General features: G+C 70.1%; 17 protein-coding genes and 3 pseudogenes. 12 read left to right on the forward strand and 8 right to left on the reverse strand.

Annotated elements, in window-relative coordinates; translation table 11 throughout:
- Positions 1–95: 95 nt before the first annotated feature.
- Entirely contained in the window at positions 96–1637 is a 1542-nt protein-coding gene (locus E0500_RS05100) for an MFS transporter (RefSeq protein ID WP_131570545.1), read from the reverse strand.
- A gap of 341 nt (positions 1638–1978) precedes the next feature.
- Positions 1979–2623 (reverse strand): TetR/AcrR family transcriptional regulator, encoded by a 645-nt coding sequence (locus tag E0500_RS05105; RefSeq protein ID WP_131570543.1) that lies wholly within the window; start codon positions 2621–2623, stop codon positions 1979–1981.
- A 714-nt stretch (positions 2624–3337) separates the two neighbouring features.
- Here E0500_RS05105 and E0500_RS05110 point away from each other — a divergent pair.
- From E0500_RS05110 to E0500_RS05135, 7 genes are all read left to right on the forward strand, one after another.
- On the forward strand, positions 3338–4444 hold the full coding sequence (locus tag E0500_RS05110) for a M6 family metalloprotease domain-containing protein (protein WP_258572624.1): 1107 nt from the start codon (positions 3338–3340) through the stop codon (positions 4442–4444).
- Positions 4445–4530: 86 nt separating this feature from the next.
- Positions 4531–6216 carry an IclR family transcriptional regulator C-terminal domain-containing protein gene (locus tag E0500_RS05115; RefSeq protein WP_131569774.1) on the forward strand — a complete coding sequence of 562 codons (1686 nt, stop codon included), beginning with the start codon at positions 4531–4533 and terminating at the stop codon, positions 6214–6216.
- 767 nt (positions 6217–6983) lie between these two features.
- Positions 6984–8165: an MFS transporter gene (locus E0500_RS05120; RefSeq protein ID WP_309504959.1), complete on the forward strand. Its 1182-nt coding sequence runs from the start codon at positions 6984–6986 to the stop codon at positions 8163–8165.
- A gap of 321 nt (positions 8166–8486) precedes the next feature.
- Positions 8487–9296: an ATP-binding protein gene (locus tag E0500_RS43515; protein WP_309504960.1), complete on the forward strand. Its 810-nt coding sequence runs from the start codon at positions 8487–8489 to the stop codon at positions 9294–9296.
- A gap of 4 nt (positions 9297–9300) precedes the next feature.
- A complete protein-coding gene (locus tag E0500_RS44870) occupies positions 9301–11286 on the forward strand; it encodes a helix-turn-helix transcriptional regulator (RefSeq protein ID WP_309504961.1) in 1986 nt (661 codons plus the stop codon).
- Between the two features lie 42 nt (positions 11287–11328).
- Positions 11329–11967, forward strand: coding sequence for a hypothetical protein (locus E0500_RS05130; protein ID WP_131569770.1), 639 nt, complete (start codon positions 11329–11331; stop codon positions 11965–11967).
- Positions 11967–12959, forward strand: coding sequence for a helix-turn-helix domain-containing protein (locus tag E0500_RS05135; protein ID WP_131569768.1), 993 nt, complete (start codon positions 11967–11969; stop codon positions 12957–12959). The genes E0500_RS05130 and E0500_RS05135 overlap by 1 nt, the downstream gene beginning before the upstream one ends.
- A 163-nt stretch (positions 12960–13122) precedes the next feature.
- On the opposite strand, the gene E0500_RS05140 is transcribed toward E0500_RS05135, so the two are convergent.
- The 3 genes from E0500_RS05140 to E0500_RS05150 are packed head-to-tail and all read right to left on the reverse strand — an operon-like array spanning position 13123 to position 15516.
- On the reverse strand, positions 13123–13659 hold the full coding sequence (locus tag E0500_RS05140) for a DUF1275 family protein (RefSeq protein WP_309504962.1): 537 nt from the start codon (positions 13657–13659) through the stop codon (positions 13123–13125).
- Positions 13548–14099 (reverse strand): low temperature requirement protein A, encoded by a 552-nt coding sequence (locus tag E0500_RS05145; RefSeq protein ID WP_220140448.1) that lies wholly within the window; start codon positions 14097–14099, stop codon positions 13548–13550. Before E0500_RS05145 ends, E0500_RS05140 begins: the two co-directional genes overlap by 112 nt.
- A gap of 49 nt (positions 14100–14148) precedes the next feature.
- The gene (locus E0500_RS05150) at positions 14149–15516 is read right to left on the reverse strand and encodes an NAD(P)/FAD-dependent oxidoreductase (RefSeq protein WP_131569765.1); all 1368 of its coding nucleotides are present in this window, start codon (positions 15514–15516) and stop codon (positions 14149–14151) included.
- A gap of 238 nt (positions 15517–15754) precedes the next feature.
- Between E0500_RS05150 and E0500_RS05155 the strand changes: the two genes are divergently transcribed.
- A complete protein-coding gene (locus tag E0500_RS05155) occupies positions 15755–16333 on the forward strand; it encodes a Dps family protein (protein WP_131569763.1) in 579 nt (192 codons plus the stop codon).
- A 173-nt stretch (positions 16334–16506) separates the two neighbouring features.
- Positions 16507–17379, forward strand: coding sequence for a LysR family transcriptional regulator (locus E0500_RS05160; RefSeq protein ID WP_258572626.1), 873 nt, complete (start codon positions 16507–16509; stop codon positions 17377–17379).
- Positions 17380–17805: 426 nt separating this feature from the next.
- Here the strand turns inward: E0500_RS05160 and E0500_RS05165 are convergent.
- The 3 genes and pseudogenes from E0500_RS05165 to E0500_RS05175 all read right to left on the reverse strand — a co-directional run.
- Positions 17806–18232: pseudogene (locus E0500_RS05165) on the reverse strand (transposase family protein); the annotation flags it as partial.
- A gap of 141 nt (positions 18233–18373) precedes the next feature.
- Positions 18374–18997 carry an NADPH-dependent F420 reductase gene (locus tag E0500_RS05170; protein WP_131572311.1) on the reverse strand — a complete coding sequence of 208 codons (624 nt, stop codon included), beginning with the start codon at positions 18995–18997 and terminating at the stop codon, positions 18374–18376.
- A 33-nt stretch (positions 18998–19030) separates the two neighbouring features.
- A complete protein-coding gene (locus E0500_RS05175; protein WP_131572310.1) occupies positions 19031–19765 on the reverse strand; it encodes an SDR family NAD(P)-dependent oxidoreductase in 735 nt (244 codons plus the stop codon).
- A gap of 144 nt (positions 19766–19909) precedes the next feature.
- On the opposite strand from E0500_RS05175, the gene E0500_RS05180 reads away from it, so the two are divergent.
- From E0500_RS05180 to E0500_RS05190, 3 genes and pseudogenes are all read left to right on the forward strand, one after another.
- Positions 19910–20350, forward strand: a complete 441-nt coding sequence (locus tag E0500_RS05180) for a TetR/AcrR family transcriptional regulator (RefSeq protein WP_258572628.1) — start codon at positions 19910–19912, stop codon at positions 20348–20350.
- A 536-nt stretch (positions 20351–20886) separates the two neighbouring features.
- A pseudogene (locus tag E0500_RS05185) lies at positions 20887–21656 on the forward strand (transposase family protein).
- Positions 21657–22687: 1031 nt separating this feature from the next.
- Positions 22688–22836 (forward strand): annotated as a pseudogene (locus tag E0500_RS05190) (Na+/H+ antiporter NhaA); the annotation flags it as partial.
- Positions 22837–22898 lie beyond the last annotated feature (62 nt).

The following is a 22898-nucleotide window of genomic DNA, read 5'->3' on the forward strand; positions in this document are numbered from 1 at the left end:
GGGTCCTGAAATGCACTGGCCACTGAACAGCACTGGGCCCGCCCCGGATTTCCCCAGGGCGGGCCGGCGAAGTATGCCCGAAGTGCGCGAGGTCGTCAGTGGGCAACCACCGGGACCTTCAGTTCGTCGTCCGTGGCGTCGTTCGCGCCGGAGGCCGAGACGCCCGGACGGCCCGCCGTGACGAAGGTGAAGGCTATCGCCGCCGAGAGGACCAGGATGCCGACCGCGAACCAGATCGCGCTGGTGTAGCCCTGGACCATGCCCTGCAGCTGGACGATCTGCTGCTGGGACCTGGAGGCGGCTCCCCCGATGTGGTCCGTGATGTACGCGGTGGTGGCCGAGGCGGCGATGGTGTTCAGCAGGGCCGTACCGATCGCGCCGCCCACCTGCTGCGAGGTGTTGACCATCGCGGAGGCGACACCCGCGTCACGCGGCTCGACGCCCTGCGTGGCCAGGGACATGGCCGGCATGAACGCCGTACCCATGCCGAGGCCGAGCAGCACCTGGGCCGGGAGCAACAGTGCGGCGTACGACGAGTCGATCTCCATCTGCGTGAGCAGGAGCATGCCGGTCGCGGCCACCAGGAAGCCGGGGGCCATCAGCGCACGCGGCGGAACCCGCGTCATCAGCCGGGTGCCGATCTGGGTGGAGCCCACGATCATGCCCGTGATCATCGGCAGGAAGGCGAAGCCGGTCCTGACCGGTGAGTACCCCCGCACGATCTGCAGGTAGTAGGTGAGGAAGAGGAACAGGCCGAACATCGCGATCACCGCGAGGCCGAGCGAGAGGTAGACACCGCCGCGGTTGCGGTCGGTGACCACGCGGAGCGGCAGCAACGGGGCCTTGACCCGGGACTCGACGACGACGAAGGCCAGCAGCAGGACGGCCGACGCGACGAACATGCCGATCGTCAGCGAGTCGCCCCAGCCGTCGGACTCGGCGCGCGTGAAACCGTAGACGAGGCCCACCAGACCCAGGGTGGACAGCACCACGCCCGGGATGTCCAGCGCCGAGCGGTTGCGGCCGCCCTCGGGCTCACGGACGACGAAGTACGCGCCCGCCGCGGCGACCGCCGCGAACGGGATGTTCACGAAGAACGTCCAGCGCCAGTCCAGGTACTCGGTGAGGAAGCCGCCGAGGATCAGACCGACGGCGCCACCACCACCGGCGATCGCACCGTATATACCGAACGCCTTCGCACGCTCCTTGGCGTCGGTGAACATCACGGCCAGGAGGGAGAGCGCGGCGGGGGCGAGCAGTGCGCCGAACACACCCTGGAGGGCACGGGCCCCGAACATCGTCGTTCCGTTGGTGGCGGCGCCACCGAGCGCGGACGCCGCGGCGAAGCCGATCAGTCCGACGAGGAAGGCCCGCTTGCGTCCCCAGAGGTCGGCCATGCGGCCGCCGAAGAGGAGCAGACCGCCGAAGGCGAGGGCGTAGGCCGTGACGACCCACTGCCGGTTGCCGTCCGAGATACCCAGGTCCTCCTGGGCGGACGGGAGCGCGATGTTCACGATGGTCGCGTCGAGGACGACCATCAGCTGCGCGAGCGCGATGAAGACGAGGGATTTCCAGCGGCCCTCGTCGGGGACCGGGGCCGGCAGCTTCGCGGCGGCGGCCTGGGTTGTTTCAGACATGGAGGTACCCACTTCGGGACTTCGTAACGGAAAAAGGCGTGCGAAGGGATGAGAGGTGTGTGTGGGGGGGGCCGGCGCGTCGGAGCTGACGTCGTCGTCAGCGAGGGCCGGAAGCTTGGCGTGCTTGGCGTGCTTGGTGTTCTTGGCGTCGTTCTTGGGTTGGCGTGCTCGGTGCGCTCGGTATGTTCAGTGTGTTCAGTGTGTTCAGTGTGTTCGGTGTGTTCGGTGTGCTTGGTGACTCTCGCGGTGCGCGGAACTAATCGGTCAGCACCGGTCGGTCCGGGCGCGACCCGTCTGGCCTGGGCCGGGCCTGGGCCGCGAGCTTGAGCCGCGGGTCTGTCTCAGGTCTGGCGGAGATCCTCCATCGTCGCCGGCGCCCCCGGCAGTACGGACCGGGCCGGGGCACGCAGCCCGTCCAGGAACAGCTGCAGATGGCGGTGGACGAAGCGGTCGGCGCTGAGGCACCCCGTGCCGGCCGGAGGACGGCTGAGCTGGGCGAGCGCGACCATCAGGTCCCCCACGCCCACGTCCGGACGGAGCTGCCCGGCTGCCCGGGCCCGCTCCATGAGGGCGTCGACCAGCTCCTCGACCCGTTCGCGCGCCGCCTCCAGATCCGGGTGGTGCTCACCGAAACCGGCGGAGATCATCGGGCACAGGGCGCTGATCCGCTCCTCGGCGGAAACGTGCACGAAGCGGGACAGCGCCTCGAAGGCGTCGCCCGTCTCGGCGAGCGCGAGCTCCGCCGCCCGGGCCGTACGGCCCATGACCGAGCAGACGACCTCGCGTACGAGTGCCTGCCGGTCGGGGAAGTTGCGGTACACCGTGGCGTTGCCGACGCCCGCCCGGCGAGCGATCTCGTCCAGCGGCACCTCGGGACCGCCCTCGACGAACATCTCCCGGGCGGCCGTGACGATCCGCTCCCGGTTGCGCAGGGCGTCGGCCCGCGGGCGGGACACCTTGCGCTCTGCGACGGTAGCGGTCTGCACGGCGTGCTCCTTGGTGGGTTCTCAGGTCTGGTCGGGTCTGGTCTGGTCTGGTCGGGTCTCGTCGAGGCGATCTCCGACGAGGTCTCGCGATCCGGGGAGGGTTTCCCCGGATCGCTCGGACACATGACCAAACGGGGAAACCATCCCCGGTTATTTCACCCCCGGCCACGAATCCCATGTGACCCCCATCACACCCCTTCCGGCCGGAATGCACACGATCGGCCTGCTCCAACGCGCGATCGGGCGACCCCCGACACAGGGTGATCGGAAGGGAGCAGCCCGAGACGGCGCGGCTGCCGTGGAGCGAAGGGTCCCTGCATGCAGCCGACCAGCCGCCGCACACGCTCCGCCCTCCGACGCAGAGGCCGCCGCACTCCGGCCGGTCACCTACAGCCCGATCACATACAGCCGGGTCACATACACACCGAACACATACACACCGATCAGGTACTCGCTGGCCGCAAACAGGACGGTCGTGGACACGCGGGGCGTCTCCGCTCCCGTCGCACACGCCCTGAGCGCGCGCGTTCTGGACGGATACGTTCGAAGCGCATACGTCCTGGCCGCCGCCCGCGTCGCCTCGCCGCGCTCGCCTCCGTCACCGCCCTCACCCTCGCCGTCAGCACCTCCGCGGGCGCCGGGCGTCCGGGACCGGACCCCGCGACCGCCGCCGGCTCCACCTCGCTGGCCCGCCGCGCGTCGCTCACGCCCTGCATGATCAGCGGCCCGTCCTCCGTACAGATGTCGGAGGGCATCCCGACCGGCCCCGGCTACTCCCGGTCCACCGGCACGGTCCGTGCCCTCAACCTGATGATCGACTTCTCGGACGCCCCCGGCGAGGGCAGCGCGATGGAGCGCCTCGCGGAGTTCGCCCCGCAGACCCGCGCATGGTTCGCCACCAGCTCGTACGGCAAGCTCGACTATCGCCCCGAGGCCCCGATCGGCGACTGGCTGCGCATGCCGAAGTCGTTCAAGGAGTACGGCATAGAGCGCGGCGCACCCTTCGACCCCGGCTACCGCAAGCTGGTCGAGGACCTCGTGAGGAAGGCCGACCCCCGCGTGGACTTCCGCAAGTACGACTTCTTGAACGTGCTGGTCACCCCCAACGCGGGCCCCTCCGCCCTGGACACCGTCCTGTCGGTGACCTTCGCGGGCAACCAGGAGGCACCCGTCGCCGACGGCGTCCCGGTCGCCAACGCGTCCTTCGTCTACAGCCGCCAGGACGACGGCTCCGGCAGTTACGCGGAGACCGGTTACCGCGTGCTCCCCCACGAGAACGGCCACGTCTTCGGGCTGCCCGACCTCTACACCCACGAGGGCGGGGGCGCGGTCGGGCACTGGGACATCATGAGCGAGGACTGGGGCGCCGGCAACGACCTGCTCGGCTGGCACAAGTGGAAGCTGGGCTGGCTGGAGGACAACCAGGTCCGCTGCGCGGCCACGCCCGGCAGCACCGAGTACACGCTCACCCCGCTGCCCCGGCCCGGCGGCCTCAAACTGGTCTTCGTGCCTCTGGACTCCCGTACCGGGTACGCGATCGAGTTGCGCGCCCGTGGGGGCAACGACGCGGTCGTGTGCCGTCCCGGCATCCTCGTCTACAAGGTCGACGCGACCGTCGACACGGGGGGCGGGCCGGTGCGGGTGTACGACTCCCAGCGCGACAGCGGCGGCTGCACCAACAGCCCCAATGTCCACGCGGAACTGTCCGACGCGACGTTCGTTCCGGGCGAGTCCTTCCGCGATCCAGGCTCGGGAGTCGAGGTCAAGGTGCTCGCGACCGATCCGGAGGGAAACCACCGGGTACGGGTGACACGGCGATAGGGCCGGCCACGGGCGCCCGCGCACCCCACCCACTCCGCGCACCCCACACCCCGCACAGCCCGCACGAGCCGCATTACGGTGACCCCATGCTCCCCAACGCCCCGAGCACCACGCCGGTCCCCGACACGGGTGCCGGCGCGCCCCCCGAAGCCGTCGCCCCCCTCATGCGCGGCATCACCGTGCTGCTGCGGCTCACCGAGGCCGGCGGGGTGTCGAGCCTCAGCGGGCTGGAGAAGGCCACCGGGCTGGCGCGTTCCACGGTCGACCGGATCACGGCGACGCTGGCGCGCAGGGGATACGTACGGCTGGACGGCCGGGATGCGGTGCTCGCCCCCCGCCTGATGGAGCTGGGCAACGCCTACCTGGCCGCCCTGCGTCTGCCGGGGCTGCTGGACGCGCACGCGGACGCGCTGGCCGACGAACTGGACGAGTCGGTGTCGCTCGCGGTCGGGGACCGGGACGGCACCCGCTTCATCCACCAGGCCACCCGGCGCCGTGCGATGTCCCTCAGCTTCCGCATCGGCGACCTGCTGCCCGCCGAACGCACCGCGCCGGGCTCCCTGTTCGCCACCGAGTGGGGCGCGCCGGAGTGGGCACGGTGGCGGGCCCGGCGCGAGGCCGACCCCGAAGGGCGCGGCTTTCCCTCCGTGCCGCCGCGGTCCGGGGCGTACGACGCGTTCGAGGAGCGGGTGGCGTCGGCGCGGGCCCAGGGCTGGGCGCTGGACGACCAGTTGATCGAGCCGGGGCTGGTGGCGGTGTCGGTACCGGTACGGGACGCGGGTGTTGGCGGTGGCGGTGGCGGTGGCGACGGAGGCGACGGGAGCAACGGGGACTGCGGGAGCGGCAGGGGCCGTATCGCCTGCGTGGCAAGCGTGGTGAGCCACACCAGCCGGCACACGGCCGAGTCGCTTCGGGAGGTGCTGCTGCCGCGGCTGCGAGCGACCGTGGACGTGATGGAACAAGTACTGCGCGAGACCCCACCCCCGACCGGTGAGCCGGTCGCGCCGTCCGGGCTGGCCGCGTGGACCGGGGCGTCGAAGCAGGAACTGGGCCGGGAGTTCGTCGAGTCACTGGCCCGCGGGCTGACCGTGATCACGTCGTTCGACGAGGGCCGGGCGGAGCTGACGCTGTCGGATGTCGCCCAGGCCACGGGGCTCGCGCGGGCGACGGCCCGGCGTGCGCTGATCACGCTGGAGCATCTCGGGTACGTGGCGTCGTACGGCCGGGCCTTCCGCCTCACCCCGAGGGTGCTGGGCCTGGGCTTCCCGCCGCTGTCGATGCTGCCGCTCTCCGAGATCGCGGCCCCTCACCTGACCGCTCTCTCCGCCCGGCTGCACGACTCGTCGTCCCTCGCGGTCCTCGTCGGCGACGAGGTCCAGTTCATCGCCCGCGCGGCCACCGCGCGCATCCTGAGTGCCAACGTCACGGTGGGCACACGGCTTCCCGCGTACGCCACGTCGCCGGGCCGGGTGATGCTGGCCGATCTGCCGTCGCCGCCCGCGGGTGACCGGACAGCGGCCCTGGACCGCGTACGGCGCGACGGGTACGCCCTGGTCGACAGCGAACTGGAGGAGGGCCTGCGCTCGATGGCCGTGCCGGTGCGGGAACACGGGGGCCGGGTGGTGGCAGCCGTGAACGTCGCCATGCACAGCAGCCGCCGCACGACGGAGGAGTGCATCCACGAGGTCCTGCCGGAGCTGCGCGAAGCGGTGACCCGCATCGAGGCGGACCTGCACGTCGCGGGCCGGTTCCGAAAGGTACCGGCGGGCTGACAGCGGAAGGACCGACTGTCGGCGGACGACGGGGCAGACAGGAGCAGCTACGGTACCGGCCGTGATTGACCGCCAGGAACGTGTTCTGCTATGCCGAATTCATGGCGAGTCTTCCTGGCGGCCAGTCAAGGCGAGAGTGCTCCATGTCCGGCCGTCCAGCCTTTCTGTCATTCACGTTCTGGATCCGTTCTTCTCCCACTGGTTCCTTGCCACTACTCCGGTAGTCGGAAGGTTCGATCCACTGTCGGAGCGAGGCGGCTTGGCCGGCTTGACCCGTATTTTCGTCGTCCGTCACCACAGAATGCGCCAGATCAGTCTTCGCGCTCGTGCCCATTCCTCTCCGTGTCATCACTCTCGTCGAGTGACGACGTGTTGCCCAGGTTGATACCGGCTGCCCGCAGCCCTGACCGGGTGACCGCCGCGATGTGCCGCCGATCGCAAAGCCCCCTGTCCCGCGTTCTTTGCTCGTCCCGGGGTGGCTGAAGACCGAGCTGGCGCACTGGCCCAAGGCACGCGCTACGGGCTCTGCCGACGCTCATCTCTGATGGAGATGACTGACATCCCGAACCATCGCCTCATGGGGGGAAGCACCGAGGGGCGGACCGACGCTTACGGCTACGTGACGGCATCGAGGAAGCTGCCGGCCGCACCCCATCACTTCCGCCCGTGCCGGTCTCCCGGCTCGCCCCGTCAAGAAGGTGCACATGTCAGCATCATCCGGTCTCCGGACCTCGCGCCGGCCCGCAACCGCAACGGCTCCTCACGGCGTGCCGGGTTGGCTGGTAGCGCTCCTGGCCGTCGCCTCAGGCATGACGGTCGCCAACCTCTACTACGCCCAGCCTCTGTTGTCCTCGCTGAGCGATGTCTTCGACATCAGCACGGCCACCGCCGGCGCACTGATCACACTGACCCAGGTCGGCTACGTGATCGGCATGCTCTTCCTGGTCCCGCTCGGCGACCGGCTGGAGAAGCGCAACCTGATCACCGTTCTGCTGGCGGTCACGACCCTCGCTCTCGTGGCGGCGGGACTCGCCACCAGCTTCCCCATGCTGCTGATCGCCTCGCTGGTCAGCGGCGCCACCTCGGTCGTGGCCCAGATCCTCGTGCCCTTCGCCGCCGGCCTTGCCCCCGACCACGCCCGCGGCCGCATCGTCGGCCGGGTGATGAGCGGCCTGCTCACCGGCATTCTGCTCTCCCGCACGCTGAGCAGTGTGGTCTCGGACCTCGCCGGCTGGCGCGTCGTCTTCCTCGGCTCCGCCACACTGATGGCCGTGCTCGCGGTGGCCCTGCGCGCGGCCCTGCCGCAACACGCGCCGACCACGACCATCCCGTACCACCACGTGCTGCGCTCCACGGTCCGGCTGGTGCGCACGCACCCGGCACTGCTGCGCCGTGGCCTCTACCAGGCAGCGATGTTCGCCGCCTTCAGTGCCTTCTGGACCACGGTCTCCTTCGTCCTGACCGGTCCCGGCTTCCACTACTCCCCGGTCGGGGTCGGCGTGTTCGCCCTCGTCGGCGCGGCCGGAGCGGCCATCGCCCCGTTCGCCGGGCACTGGGCCGACCGGGGGCTCGTCCGCCCCATGACCGGCATTGCCTTCGTGGTCGCCGCCCTGGCCTTCGCGCTCGCCGGGTTCGGCGGACACAGCGTCGTACTGATCGCCCTGGCCGCGATCCTCATCGACACAGCCGTACAGACCACCCTGATCCTCGGCCAGCACACCGTCTACCAGCTCGACCCCGCCGCCCGTGCCCGCCTCAGCAGCGCCTTCATCGCCATCTTCTTCGCCGGTGGCGCGGTCGGCTCGCAGCTCGGCTCCATCGTCTACCACGCCGGAGGCTGGACCGCCCTGACTGTCCTCGGCGCAGCCCTCCCCGTCATCGCTCTCCTCTACTGGACCACCGAGCGCCGACAACGAGCGGCGGCGGAGCCGGGCACAGCGAGCCTGTGACACTGGACACCAAGGACGTCACCCTGGGTGTGCTGGAGCGGGGTCCGAGGGATTGCCGACAGATCCGGTGAGATCCCGGTGCCCGCGTCCGCCGGGAACACCGCTTCGATATCGGCCACTCCGACGCCGATCAGGCCGGGTCCGGCTCAAGCAGCAGGTGAGCGGTGCATCTCGCAGGACGGAAGGTGCTTTTTTTCCTGAGGGAAAGGACATGGCACGCTGTGGGAGCAACACACGTTTCGTTGCCTCTCGGCCACTGACCTGGATGGGGCACGCTTGGACCGTTTTCAGCAGCCGTTCCCCACTGACGGAGCCGGTGGCGTGCAGCGGCCCGTACGGGGCCGGGAAGAGGAGCTGGACTTCATCGGCGCTCGGCTCGGCGCGTTGACTCAGGGCCTCGGCGGCATCGTGTGCGTCGAAGGCGCGCCCGGCAGCGGCAAGAGCCGTCTCCTGTCGGAGGCGCAGACCATCGCGGTGCGCCGCGGTCTGAGGGTGTTCCGGGGAGGCGCGGATCCCGACGGTCAGTTCGTACCGTTGGGCCCGCTGCTGGACGGTCTGCTCACCGGCTCCGAGCCGTTGTTCGACATGGACAAACTGCGCGACCTCGTGGCGGCGCCCGAGCAACGGTTCTGGCTGCTGCAGGAGCTGCAGGACCGGCTGGAACAGTCGGCTCTGAACAGAGCGCTGGTCATCGTCCTGGACGACGTCCAGTGGCTGGACGATGTGACACTCCTCGCCCTGCGCACGCTCTCGGTCCGCCTGTCCTCCCACGCGATCCTGTGGCTGGTGGCCGTCCGCAGCGGCACGAGGACACCCGGCGTGCGCACGACCCTGGACCGGCTGGACCAGGCCGGTGCCCATCGGCTCCTGCTCGGGCCGCTGGCAGACACCGCTGTCGCCCAGATCACCGAGGACGTGCTCGGAGCCCCTCCGGATCCGGCGACACTCAGCGTCGCCCGCCGCGCGGAGGGCGTGCCCCTGCTCCTGGTGGAACTGCTGCGCGGCATGCGCGACGAACACTCGGTGATCGTCGAGAACGACGTGGCGCGTCTGACGGGGGGGACGCCTTCCCGACCGTTTCCAGGCCTCCGTACGACAGCGTCTCGACCAGCTCTCCGAACCGACCCGTGAGGTCGTGCAGACCGCGTCCGCCGTGGGCCGCACGGTCACCATCGACCTCCTGGCCGAGTTGCTCGACAAGCCGACGGCGAAGCTGATCGCACCAGTGGAGGAGGCCCTCAACTCCCATCTGCTCGTCGAACGGGACGACCGGTTGCTGTTCCGCCACGACCTGATCCGCGAGGCCGTCGAAGCCGGCCTGCCCCTGTCCGTACGCCGGGCTCTGCGGTGTCATGCCGCCGACGTCCTGCTGGCGCGGGGGGCACCGGTGACCGAGGCGGCCGCCCTGTTCCTGGACAGTGCCGGCCCGGGTGACCGTAAGGCCGTGGAACTGCTGAGAGCCGCCGCGGCAGAACTCGCGAAGTCCGCGCCGTCGTCAGCGGTGGAACTCAGCCGCCGGGCACTGGAACTCACCTCCGCGCAAGCCCCGGAGCGGCCGGCGATCATCGCCGAGACGATGCTGCTGCTCTGGCAGGCCGGGCAGTCGGCGGAGGCCCGGCGGCTTGCCGCCACAGCCCTGCCCGGCAGCATGGAGCCGGAGGCCGAGGCGCGGGTGCGGCTGGGCCTGGCGCGTGTCTCCGGCCAGTACGACTTCACGGAGGCGGCTCGGCAGGCTGAGGCCGGAGCTGCACTTCCCGGCATCCCGGCCTCGCTGCGGGCCCAGCTGCTGGCGCTGCGGTCCCTCAACCTGTCGATGGTGGGGGACTTCGCGGCGACGGCCCACGCCGTGTCCGATGCACTGGCGGCCGCGGCGCAGGCTCAGGACAAGGGTGCCGAGGCCACCGCGATCGCCGTCGACTCGGTCGTGCGGTTCTACCGGATGGACTGGAGTGCCGCGTTCGAGTGCGCGGACCGGGCTTCGGCCCTGGCGGCCGAGGTCGGGTTCGCGCACTCGCTGTGGGTGCCGGAGGTTCTCTGGAAAGCGTTCCTGCTGAACGCGGCGGGCCGCTCGGCCGAGGCACTCGCCGAGTCCGAGGCCGGGGTGCGCGAGACGCAGCGGCAGGGCCAGGCCGCGGCCATGGGAATGTGGATCATGAACAGGTCCCGGGCACTGCTGGACGCGGGCCGGCTGGAGGACGCGCGGGCCGAGGCCGAGGCCGCGTCCGCGATGGCTGACGAGCTGGGCATGAGCAATTTCGCCGATGCCACCCTCCTGTACACGCTGGTACGCGTCGCCCTGCACAGGAACGACCTGGAGGCGGCGAGAGCGTACGCGACCGGTGTGAGGCGGATGCTGAACGACCCGGCGATCCTCGTGCGCAACGTCGGCTCCTGGCTGTTGGCGCTGGTGGCGGACGCCGAGGACGATCCCGGCCGGGCCATGGTGCTGCTCGACGAGTCCTTCGGGACGTTCGGCCTGGAGGGGCCCTCCCTGGCCAGCCCGGACGATCCGGCCGACGCACCCGTCTTCGTCCGCATGGCCTTGCGGGCGGGCGCGCCGGAGCGTGCGGCGGCCGCCGTCGCCGTGGCGGAGCGCCGGGCAGCTCTCAACCCGCAGTTCCCGGTCCTGGCAGCGGCCGCCGCGCACGCCCGGGGGCTGCTCGACAATGACCTTGTTCTCCTCCTGCGGGCCGTCGAGTCGTACGACGGCGTCCCCCGGCTGATTCCCCGGGCCTCGGCCCTTGAGGACACCGGGCGCAAGCTGGCCGCGAGGCGCGTCGTCTACGCTGTGCCGCCCCTCGACCAGGCACTCGACCTCTACACCCAGGCCGGCGCCGAGCGCGATGCCGCACGCGTCCGCCGTCGCCTGCGGGCCTTGGGGTCGCCCCGGCGCCGTACGACGTCCAAGGGTTCCGTCACGGTGTGGCCGGAGCTGACGGCCTCGGAGGTCGCGGTGATCCGGTTGGTGGCTCAAGGCCTGACGAACCGGCAGGCCGCGGAGCGCCTCGCGATCTCACCGCACACCGTGAGCTCACACCTGCGGCACGCGTTCACCAAGCTCGACATCACCTCCCGGGTCGAACTGGCCCGTCTGGTGACCGCCCGCGAGCACGGAGAGTGACCGCTTCATATCCCACGCCCTCCCTCGCGATCGGCCGGACTCGTGGGATGCGCGCGTCCACGGCCGATTGGCAGGATCGTCAAGCCGGGACGGGACCTGCTGCCGAAGGACAAGGTCACTCGTCGGCATCGGCTGAGCCCGGCCGCGGCAGGCGAGTGCGGGCCGGAAAGGGCGTGGGATGCGGCGCGGGAGCACCTGGTCACGGCGCAGGAAGGACTGGCGGTCAAACCGAACCCGGGCAACACGGCCTCGGTGCGCTTCCTGGAGGCGGTCCACGCCGAGGACGGCGGGCACATCGGGCTTGCCGTCGACAAGCTTCGACAGGTACAGCAGGCAGGTTTCTTACAGCAGGCAGGTTTCTTCATGCGCTTGCGGCTGTTGCGTGACTGGGTCGATACCGCGATGCGCATGGCCCTGCGCGGCGCGGGCCACGGGCTCGCCGAGGACCTGGCCGCACAGGCCGGGGCCCACGCCGAACACGACCCTGCCGTGCCCACCGCCACAGGCATCGCGGCGCAGGCCCTCGGGCTCGTGAAAAACGATCCAGCCATGCTCGAACACTCCGTGGAAATGCTCAAGTCAAGCCCTCGCCCGCTGGTCCGGGCCGCCGCACACACCGATCTCGGACAGGCACTCCTGTCAGCGGGCCGGAGACCTCCCAAGAGGGAGGGTCGGATCTGATGGCACCGGAGGCACTGGTCCAGGACAGAAGCGCCCCGGGCAGCGTCCAGACCACCGATGTGCTGCCCGCCCACCGCAGACGGGCGTACTGGCGCGAAGCCCTGTCCCGGACGTTCGGCGCCGTGAACATGACCGTCCCCGACGAGGTGTATTCCGGCACGATCCGTACGGCATCGCTCGGCCGGTTCCAGGCCGTCACCGTGGACGGCGACTGCCTGTCCGCCCTGCGGACGCGCCGCCTCGTCGCGCAGGGCGGCGAAGACGAGTACGTGGTGGTCAAACTGCTGGACAGAGGAGTCGGCCGACTGGAGCAGGACGGCCGTGAAGCGCTCCTTGAGCCGGGGGACATCTTCGTCTACGACATGGCGCGCCCCGTCCGGCTGAATCTTCCCCAGACCTTCCGGACGAAGTCCCTCGTCCTGCCGAGGGACGTGCTGGGCCTGAGTGAGTCCGACATAGCTCATGTCACGGCCTCCCCGCTCCGCCCCGAGACGCCTCTCGGCAGTCTGCTCTCGCCCTTCCTGGCCGGGCTCGTGGACGGCGCGGGAACCTACCCGCCGCGCACCAGCGAGTTGATGGCCCGTAACGTCGTGGACCTGCTCGGTGCGATGGCAGACGATGTTCTCGGCCGGTCGGGCGCGGACACGCCGGGCGGCAACCGGTCACTGCTGCTGCGGATCCAGGCGTTCGTCGACCGTCACCTCGCAGACCCCGATCTGACCCCGCAGGCCATCGCCCGAGCCCACCACATATCCCTGCGCTATCTGCACAAGCTGTTCGAGAGCGAAAACGTCACTGTCGGCCGGTGGATCCAGCGGCGTCGCCTGGAGGAGTGCCGGCGTGACCTGGCGCGCCAAGGGAACGGCTCCACGATCGCCGCAGTGGCGCACCGATGGGGTTTCACCAGTGCCGCGCATTTCAGCCGGGTGTTCCGGGCCGCCTACGGGATGGCCCCCCGTGAATGGCGCGACAGCCAGGGCTTGGCGCCGTAGGCCCCGTCACCCGCACGGCTCATCGATACCTGGAACCGATGCCCCCTTCTCTCTCGTGCCGCATTCCGCGCATTCCGGATGACTGGGGCGGATACGTTCGAGCCGCCTGCTCCAGGGGGCTCGGACGTATCCGGTGCCCCAGTGGGGCGAGCGGGTGCCTGTCTCAGGACGCTGACCGCGTCCAGGCAGGGTCGGCGGCCGAGAGGCGGTGGACGGTCACGGCGGTGATGGCGAGGAGCAGCAGGCACAGGCTCAGGGTGAGCACGAGATGACCGTTCAGCACCAGATACGCTCCCACGAACGCGCCGAAACACATCGTCAGCACGGACAGGATCCGGCGGCCGAGCCCCGGCGCCGCACCGCCTGCCGCGGTGGAGTCCGCCGCCAGCCCCGTCAGGGTCAGGGTGAGAACGGTCGTGGTCATGTCCGGTACGCCGAGGCGCCGTACGGCCGCGTTCTGCAGGCCCATGGCGAGCCCGAGGAACACGATCAGCGTGTACCGGACACCGGTGGTTACGAGGCCGTCGGTGACCGCGGCGACAACCACGGTGACGGCGACCAGTACCGACTGCACGACGGTGGCCGTCCTCAGCAGGTTCCCGCGGTGGGTCGCGAACCGCGTGCCGAGCCTGCCCCCGGCGAACGCACCGAGGAGGGCGGCATCGGGACGAAGAACAACCCCACCCAGCCGAGCTGACACATCGTCACCCCGGCGGCGAATCGCAGCGCGGTCCTCCGCCGGGCGGTATCGGACAGCGCGGCACGCAGCCACAGCGCGGCCAACGCCGTGCGCATCACGACGTACCCGAGCGTGATGACGCGCAAATCACCATCCTGGAACGCACGGTGCACGCCGGCAGCGAGGACGAGCGATCCCGTGATCTGCACCAGCACCGTCAGCCGGTAGGTGACGTCGTCCGGGTCGTAGGCGGAGGCAAACCAGGTGAAGTTCATCCACGCCCACCGGATGGTGAAGAAGACCAGCGCGAAGCGCAGCGCACCGCCGGCGTAGTCCCCCTCCGTCAGCGCCTCATGCAGACTCGTGGACGCCTGCGCCACCGCGACGACGAAGCACAGGTCGGAGAAGAGCTCCAGCGAGGTGGCGGACCGGTTCGGCTCGCCGGGGTCACGGCCCACCATGGCCCGCCACCGCCTGCTCCCGGGGCCGCCTGCACGGCCGGGGCGTGGTTCACCGGAGGGCTCTCAGGGCCACCTCGACGGTCCGGTGGAAGGTGGGATAGGTGTAGATCATGTGCTGAAGCCGTTCGACGGGGACCTCGGCATGGACGGCCACGTTCAGCCCGTACAACGCCTCCCCGCCCACCGGCCCCGCCGAGGTCGCACCGATCAGCACCCCCCGGTCGGCGTCCTCGACGAGCTTGATGAACCCCTCGTTGCCCGCCCCGTGGATCCAGCCGCGCGTGGAGGAAGCGATGGTCACCACGCTGGTACGCACCCAAAGCCCCTGTTCCCGCGCCTGGTGCTCCGTCAGCCCCACGGCCCCGATCTCCGGGTCGGTGAACGTGACGCGGGGCAGCGCCCGGTAGTCGGCGTCGGGACCGGGCTGCCCGAGGATGTCCCGGACGGCGATCTCGGCCTGGTACATCGACACATGGGTGAAGGAGCCCCGGCCGGTGATGTCCCCGACCGCCCACAGTCCCTCCCCGGCCCGCATCTGCCCGTCCGTGGGAACGGATCCCGCTGCCGGATCAAGCCCTGCCGCGCCGACCGCCAGCGGAGTCAGGTCGGCCTGGCGTCCGGTGGCGACCAGGAGGCGTTCGGCGCTCAGCAGCTGTCCATTCCCCTCAAGGTGGACGGTGAATCCAGTGCTGTCATGGCTGACCTGCCGCGCCCGGGCGCCCGTGAGAACGGTGACACCGTCTGCGCGCAGTACCCGCGCGGCCAACTCCCCCGCTTCGGGCTCCTCCTGCGACAGCAGCCGGTCCTGCCCCTCGATCACCGTGACCGCGCACTTGAAGCGGGCGAAGACCTGGGCGAGTTCCACGCCGATGGCACCCCCACCGAGCACGACCATGGATGCAGGCAGTTCCCTGGCCGCCATGGCATCCCGGTTGGTCCAGTACGGCGTTCCTTCCAGACCCGGCACCGATGGGATCCGAGGCCGGGTGCCCGTGGCCAGCACGACACCGCGCCGGGCCTCGAACGTGCGGTCACCGACCGTCACCCGGCGCGGCCCGGCAAGTCGACCCGCCCCCCGGACGAGCCGACCGCCCTTCGCCGCGAAGCGGTCCGCGGCCACCTGGTCGTTCCAGTCGTCGGTGGCCTCGTCGCGGATCCTTCCGGCGACCCTGGCCCAGTCGGGAGTCACGACCGCCTCACCGGCGAGGGCGGGGGTCCGGCCCGCCTCGGCGAGAAGGTTCCCGGCCCGGATCATCATCTTGCTGGGCACGCATGCCCAGTACGGGCACTCGCCTCCGACGAGTTCCGCCTCGACCCCCACCACGTCCAGTCCGGCTTCGGCCAGCGCGCCGGCGACGTACTCGCCGCCCGGCCCCAGCCCGACGACCACCACATCCGCCTGCTCGTTCGTCCTCATGCCTCTCCTCGTTCCACCGGCGCTCCGGGCATGGCCTGTCCCGCCGACGCTAGAGCTGCCGAAGAACAGCCCGAGTCCGGCAGCGCACGGAGGCTTGCCCGAGAGTGAACGCCGAGGACAAGGGCCAGGAGCAGTGCGCTGGCGGGCACCACCGCATGCACTGCGGGTCAAGCCGCCCAGCGACCGGGCACCTAGCGTCACCGGGGTACACACCGCACGGCACCGCAGGAGGCGGACCATGACCACCAGCTCCCCGTCCACACACGGCAGCCAGCCCTGGCTGCACCAGAAGGGCGAGGTGATCCAGGAGTTCGGGACCGTCAAGCAGTTCCCGGTCGCCCTGTCCTACGAGGCTCGGATGTACTCCTGCCGGCGCCTGAACAAGGTCCTCGCGGACAGTCAGATCCTCTACGGCCTCTACAAGAAGCACCACTGGCTGATGCGCGGCGCGACTTTCTACCAGCTGCACCTGGTCCTGGACAAGCACGCGGGCGAACAGCTCGACATCATCGACACCATCGCCGAGCGCATCCAGTCGCTGGGCGGCGTGGCGGTGGGAGATTCCCGGCACGTCGCCGAGATCACATCGATCCCGCGGCCCCCGGACGGGGTGGAGGAGGTGCCGGCCATGCTGTCCCGGCTGCTGGAGGCGCACGAGACCATCCTCATCGACGCCCACGACGCCACCGCCCGGACCGCCGAGTGCGGTGACGACGGCACCATCGACCTGCTGGTCTCCCAGGTGATCCGGACCGGTGAACGGCAGGCGTGGTTCCTGGCCGAGCATCTGGTCGACACACCGCTGGTCCGCGCCTGAGACATGGCCGCGACATGGGTCCGTCGGCCCCACGTACGTGACCGGGCCCCGCGGGGGCATGAAACGGCGCACTCGCACGACGCCCCACCGTCCGCATACGATGCAGCGGAGATCGAGGACCGTCGCCTTCGTGCCGGACGGCGCCACACGAAGCGCTGCTTGACCGGGAGCGGATGTTGGATCTGCGGCAGATGGAGGTCGTCGTCGCGGTGGCCGACGCAGGCGGTTTCACAGCGGCGGCACGGCGGCTGCACGTGGTCCAGTCCGCCGTGTCCAGCACGGTCCGAGCCCTCGAACGCGAGCTGGGCACTGCCTTGTTCGACCGCACCACACACCGCGTCGCCCTCACCCCGGCCGGCGAGGCGTTCGTCCCGGCCGCACGCGCGGCGCTCCGGGCCGCCGAACTGGCCCGGGAGGCCGTCGACGCCGTACGTGGGCAACTGCGCGGGCGCGTGACCGTCGGCACGATGCAGGGGGTGTGGGCGGGACTCCACCACGCCCTGGCCGCACTGCGTGCGGAGCATCCGGGCGTCGTCGTGCATCTGCGACAGGCAGCCGTCGCCGACATCCGGCAGGCACTGCGTGAGGGCACGGTGGACCTGGCCGTGGTGGCGCTGGACCGCCAGCAGCAGCGCGGGCTCGCGACCCGGCTGCTGTCCCGCGAGGACATGGTGCTGCTGGCGGCGCCCCGGCGGGTGCTCGCCGGGGTGACACCGAACGGCGAGGTCCGGCTCGCCGACATCGCCCAGTTGCCCCTGGTGGACTTCACACCCGGCTGGGCCGTCCGCTACGCGGTCGACCGGGCTTTCCGGGCCGCGGGCGTCGACCGCAGCACGACGTTCGAGGTGAACGACATCGGCGCTGCAGCCGAACTGGTCCGCAACGACCTGGGCGTCTGCATCACGCCCAAATCGATCGCGGACCGCTTCCCCGACCTGCCCCAGTACCGGTTCGACCGGCACGCACCGAACTGGAAGATCATGGTGGTACGACCTCCCGGCGAGGCACCCCCGGCGGTCGCCGCGCTGCTGCGGCACATCACCTGACGGAGACGGGTACGCCGCTCGGCATTCCCGGCCGTCACAGTGCCGAACGTCATGCCGGGCTGCGTGCCTGTCGTTGTCTGAAGGGATGTACGCGAGCCGGGCGCGGACCGCCGCTGAGGCAGATTCGGCGAACGGGCCCTGCGCCCGGCCTGGGACGTGGAACTTCCGCTCCGACGGCCAAGCGACGGCCAAGGCAAGCGAGAAGAACGCTGTGGGACGACTTCCCGTGCACCCCTTGGCTGTCGCCATCGCCAACAACCTCGTAACCGGTTTTCCGCCACCGCAGCCGGCCAGCGCGATCGCAGCGGTGACGAACGCCGACGGTCTGGTCACCGTGACACCGGCGTTCAGCGCCCCCGGCGGTGGTCGAGCAGTGCGGTGGCCAGCCTGTAGGCCGGCCGGATGCCGCCTCTGGTGACCAGCGCGTATTTCGTCGGCCGGATCGGTGATGACCTGCATGTTCACCCCGTGTCGGCGGTGTGTGCCGAGTAGTCGGCCCGGCTGTCGCCGACGCGGTCGCACTCTGCGAGCGTGCCGTCCAGAAGGGCAAATGGGGTCAAAGGAGGAAAAAGTCCGGGTCGTGCTCGCGCAGCGTCTTCAGCAGACCCGGCGCCTGCTCGGCGAGCAGGCCGGTTACCGCGGTGACGTAGGCGTGGGCGGTGCTGACGGATATCCCGAAGGCCGGGGCGATCCTCGCGAGGGTGTCGTGGCGGCGCAGGTACACGAGTGCGACCAACGCATAGCGATGCGGCGGGAGTTTGCACCGCCAGTCGTCCTCACGGGTGACGATGAGCATCGTGACCCACTCGACCAGGGCGTGTGGGAGGTCGAGTGCGGCAGGACAGGGAACCAACAGGGCTCCTGTCCTGCTGAGTTGAGACTTCGAACACCTCCCTCAGCGGCACGGGAGCCCTGTCCGTTGCGCACCCCGCCCTCACGCCAGCTCCGTCCCCCGACCGGTAGCCGCTCCGAAAAGACTCGGTCAACCGTTTGCTCAGACGGGAAGTTCGGTGATGCTGAGGGCGAAGTCCAAGTTCCCCACCCCGTGGTTGGCGAGGCCCACCGTGACCACGCCCGCCCCTTCCAGCCAGTGCGCCATTTTCAGGCCGCCGACGTCCAGCGGGCGCAGCCCGAGGCTCTCGACGAACGCCTCCACACTTGCCTTGGCCTGCGCATTGTCGCCAGCGATGAAGACGTCGGGCTGACCCTTCTCCAGGACATGGCGGAAGATGGTGTTGAACGCCTTCACCACGCTGGCGCCGGCCGGGGCCGCCTTGGCGACTTCCTGCGCGATCGAGGTCTCCTCGCGGTGGGCCAGCCCGTCGAACGTGGAGTTGAAGGGATTGCTGATGTCGACGATGACCTTGCCCGCGAGAGCGTCTCCGTACTGGGCGACGACCGGCACGACACCGTCGTACAACAGGGCCACGATGACGATGTCCCCGGCCGGGGCGGTGCCCCATTCTCCCGTCGTGGCGCCGCCGCCGAGAGCCTTGGCCAGGTCAGTGGCCTTGGACTGATCGCGGCCCATGACCTCGACGGTGTTGCCGCCCGCTACCGCCCGCGCGCCGATGGTGCGGGCCATGTTCCCGGTGCCGATGATGCTGATGTTGCTCATGAGATGTCCTGCCCTGGTTGTGTGTTGTTCGGTTCAGATGGCGGTGGTGCCGCCGTCGGTGACGAGTTCCATGCCGTTGACGTAGCTGGAGTCGTCGGAGGCGAGGAAGAGGGCGGCGGTGGCGATTTCGTCGGGGCGGCCCATCTGGCCGCGGGGGATGAGGGACTCGAACTGGCGCTTGGTGGCCTCGTCGAAGAGTTCTTCCTGCTTGGCGGTGGCGACCTGGCCGGGGGTCAGGACGTTGACGCGGATGCGGCGGTCCTTGAGCTCGTTGAGCCAGACGCGGGCCCATGCCTGCTGGACGGCCTTGCTGCCGGCGTACACGCTCCAGCCGGGGAAGGCGCCGAGGGAGGCGTTGGAGCCGGTCATGAGGATGGAGCCGCCGTCGTTGAAGAGCGGAAGGGCCTTCTGGACGGTGAACAGGGTGCCGCGGGCGTTGAGGTAGAACGCGGCGTCGAAGTGGGCCTCGGTGATCTCGCCGAGCGGGGCGGGCTCGCCCCCGCCTGCGCTGGCCCACAGCACGTCGAGGCTTCCCTTCTCCCGCTCGACGGTGTCGTACAGGCGGTCCAGGTCGTCCAGGTCGGCGGCGTCGCCCTGAACGCCGGTGACGTTGCGGCCGATCTGCTTCACGGCCTCGTCCAGGGCGTCCTGGCGGCGGCCGGTGATGAAGACGTGCGCTCCCTCGTCGACGAACAGCTTCGCCCCGGCCAGCGCCATGCCGGTGGTGCCGCCGGTGATGACCGCGACCTTGCCGTCAAGCTTTCCCATAGTCGTTCCCTTGGGTCGGTGGTGCCGTGTGCACCTGGAGTGACGGCGTTATGTACACCGCTCTGTGTGCTTACGGTACCGAGCGAGCGGCCGGGACGCAAACTATGTACACCGGTCGTTACCTAGCTGCGGTACGGTGGATCCATGACGGAGTTGGAGAAGGGCCCCACGGGCCGCCGCCGCGGTCGGGGCGCCCGCGAGCGCATCCTCAGCGCGTCCCAGCAGCTGTTCCGCGAGCAGGGCATCAACCGCACCGGCATGGACCAGCTTTGCGCGGCGGCCGAGGTGTCCAAGCGCACGGCCTACCAGCACTTCACCGGCAAGGACGAACTCGTCGCCGAGTACCTGCGCCGGTTCGACCCCTCCGTTCTGTCCGGCGTGTTCGACCGCACCGACCTCACGCCCCGCGAACGGCTCCTCGCCGCCTTCGACATCCCCCCACCACCCCCTGTGCCCCTACATCGCCGCCGCCGTCGAACTCCACGACCCCCAGCACCCCGCATCCCAGTACGCACGCGACTACAAGAAAGCCGTCGCCGCGCGCCTCGCCGACACCGCCCGCGAAGCCGGCGCCGCCGACCCTGAACAGCTCGGCGAGCAGCTCGCGCTACTCCTCGACGGCGCCGCGGCCCGCACCCGGGTCCTCAACGCCGACGCCTTCCCCACCGCCGCCGCCATCGCCGCCGTCCTCATCGACAACGCCATCCCCGCCACAGCCGGCGATGACCGGCGACGGGAGGAAGTGTCAAGTTGACTTGACACTCCGCGGCCGGGCTGGACGCGCTGCCGGTCGCGCGGCTGCACCCGCTGGTACGCGACACCAGCCGCCCGGCACCTGGCCCGGACCTGCTGGCTTTTACGGAACTGGCCGCCCGCCTGCTGAAGCCCGCAGCAGAAGCCGCCGGGGAGACCGGCGACCCCCGAGGACCCGCCGACGTGGTCGGCCCGGCAGCTGCTGGCCCCGCACGCTGCCGTAGTGCTGGACAGCCTCACTGAGTCTTTTCGGAGCGGCTACCGGTCGGGGGACGGAGCTGGCGTGAGGGCGGGGTGCGCAACGGACAGGGCTCCCGTGCCGCTGAGGGAGGTGTTCGAAGTCCCAACTCAGCAGCACAGGAGCCCTGTTGGTTCCCTGTCCTGCCGCACTCGACCTCCCACACGCCCTGGTCGAGTGGGTCACGATGCTCATCGTCACCCGCGAGGACGACCGGCGGTGCAAACTCCCGCCGCATCGCTATGCGTTGGTCGCCCTCGTGTCCCTGCGCCGCCACGACACCCTCGCGAGGATCGCCCCGGCCTTCGGGATATCCGTCAGCACCGCCCACGCCTACGACACCGCGGTAACCGGCCTGCTCGCCGAGCAGGCGCCGGGCCCGCTGAAGACGCTGCGCGAGCACGACCCAGACCTCGTCCTCCTTTATCCTCCTTTGCCCTCCTGGACGGCACGCTCGCAAAGTGCGACCGCGTCGGCGACAGCCGGGCCGACTACTCGGCCACACACCACCGGCACCGGGTGAACATGCAGATCATCACCGATCCGGCCGACGAAACACTGTGGATCTCGCCCTCTCTGCCCGGCCGGACCCACGACCTGACCGCCGCCCGCACCCACGGGTTCATCCGGATCTGCGAACGCCAGGAAGTCCCGGCCCTCGCCGACCACGCCTACACCGGCACCGGCCCCTGAGTCACCACCGGCCTCAAACGGCCACCCGGCGGCGAACTCACCCCACCCAGCGCACCGTCAACCGCGCACTCGCCCAGGCCAGGGCACCCGCCGAACCCGGTATGGCACGGCTCAAGTCCTGGCAGATCTTCCGCAGATCCCCGCATCAGCCCCAACCGCATGACCATCATCGCCAAAGCCGTCCTCACCCTGGAGCAGCAACGCTGAAAATGCTCAGTGCCGGCGACCGAAAGCCGCACCGGCCTGCTCCCCTTCTCGGAATGCCGTGTCAAGTCCGCCCGCGTTGCCACTGGCGGCAGAGCCCCACTCAACCACTGCGGTCACACGTACCAGCATGGACACATCACCTCCCTTGCTACAGGGACAGCGCCAGGCCAGGCCGGGTCGCCCCGAGGCAGCGTCGAGCGCACCCACAAACCGACACAGGGAATAGAACGGACCAACCGCTCTCCCCTCCGGCCCTTTCAGTATCGGCCGACCGTTCTACATCAACGACAGAACTAGCAGGTCAGGAGCATCTGCCACCGTCACCACCCCCTTCGGCCCCGCTCCCTGCAACCCTCGCGCGCCCGCATCCGCTACCCTGTCCTTGGTCAGTAGTTGGTACGCCATGTTGTCCGCCCAAGCAGCAACGCAGAGGACGTGGCACCACCGCTGACCAGTGGGTTTGTGTCCTTGCCGAGGATCTGTCTCCAGGATTTTTCGGCAAGGTTTTCTACAAGCCCCCGCCTTCGCCTTCGTGGGCCTTGCGGAAAATTATGAAGCCGCAGGTCAGGGCCTCATCTCATTTCGGCCTGGGAACGCCCCCTCTCTGATTCGGGAACGCGTGGACCGCTTTCGCAGCTCAGACGGGGTGCCGTGGGTGACCGTCGAGTGCCGGTCCCTGATGTTGTGTGACTGAGGCGGCCCGTTGCACGCGAGTGCGGGCCTGCTGGCCGCTCGGCACGACACTCTGGGGTCGCCGAGTTCCTGCTCCCTCCGCGTGCGCAAAGCAGGGACGCGTTGGCCTGCCGGGTCGGCCTGTGCCAGTCCGACGTGGTGCCTTCGGCCGTCTCGCCAGGGTGTTCGGCGAGCCGGAACAGGGCGGGCAGGGCGACAGCGACCGCTGTATACCCGCCGAGCGGTGCCGCCCCATAGGAGACCAGGTCCGCAGCGTGCTAAGTGGCCAGTTGGGGTCAGACCGTGGCTGGGATGCCAAGCTCGGCGAGCAGACCGCGCACGCGCTGTTCTTCGATGTCGCACACTTCACCCGCGCGCAGCTGAATCCCGATCTGGCCTGGGCCGATGTCTGCGGCCTCGGAGCACTGGTCGGCATCGGCCCACCGTCGCCCTGCTCATCGGCGAACTCTCGTTCCTCACCGACGCCGTCAGCGAGCACGTCAAAGCAGGAGGCGCGCAGGTTCGCTGAACCTGGCAGCGGCCTGATGGGGAACCCGTCGACCAACCTGG

The sequence above is a fragment of the Streptomyces sp. KM273126 genome (genome assembly GCF_004337435.2).
Lineage (GTDB): Bacteria > Actinomycetota > Actinomycetes > Streptomycetales > Streptomycetaceae > Streptomyces > Streptomyces acidicola.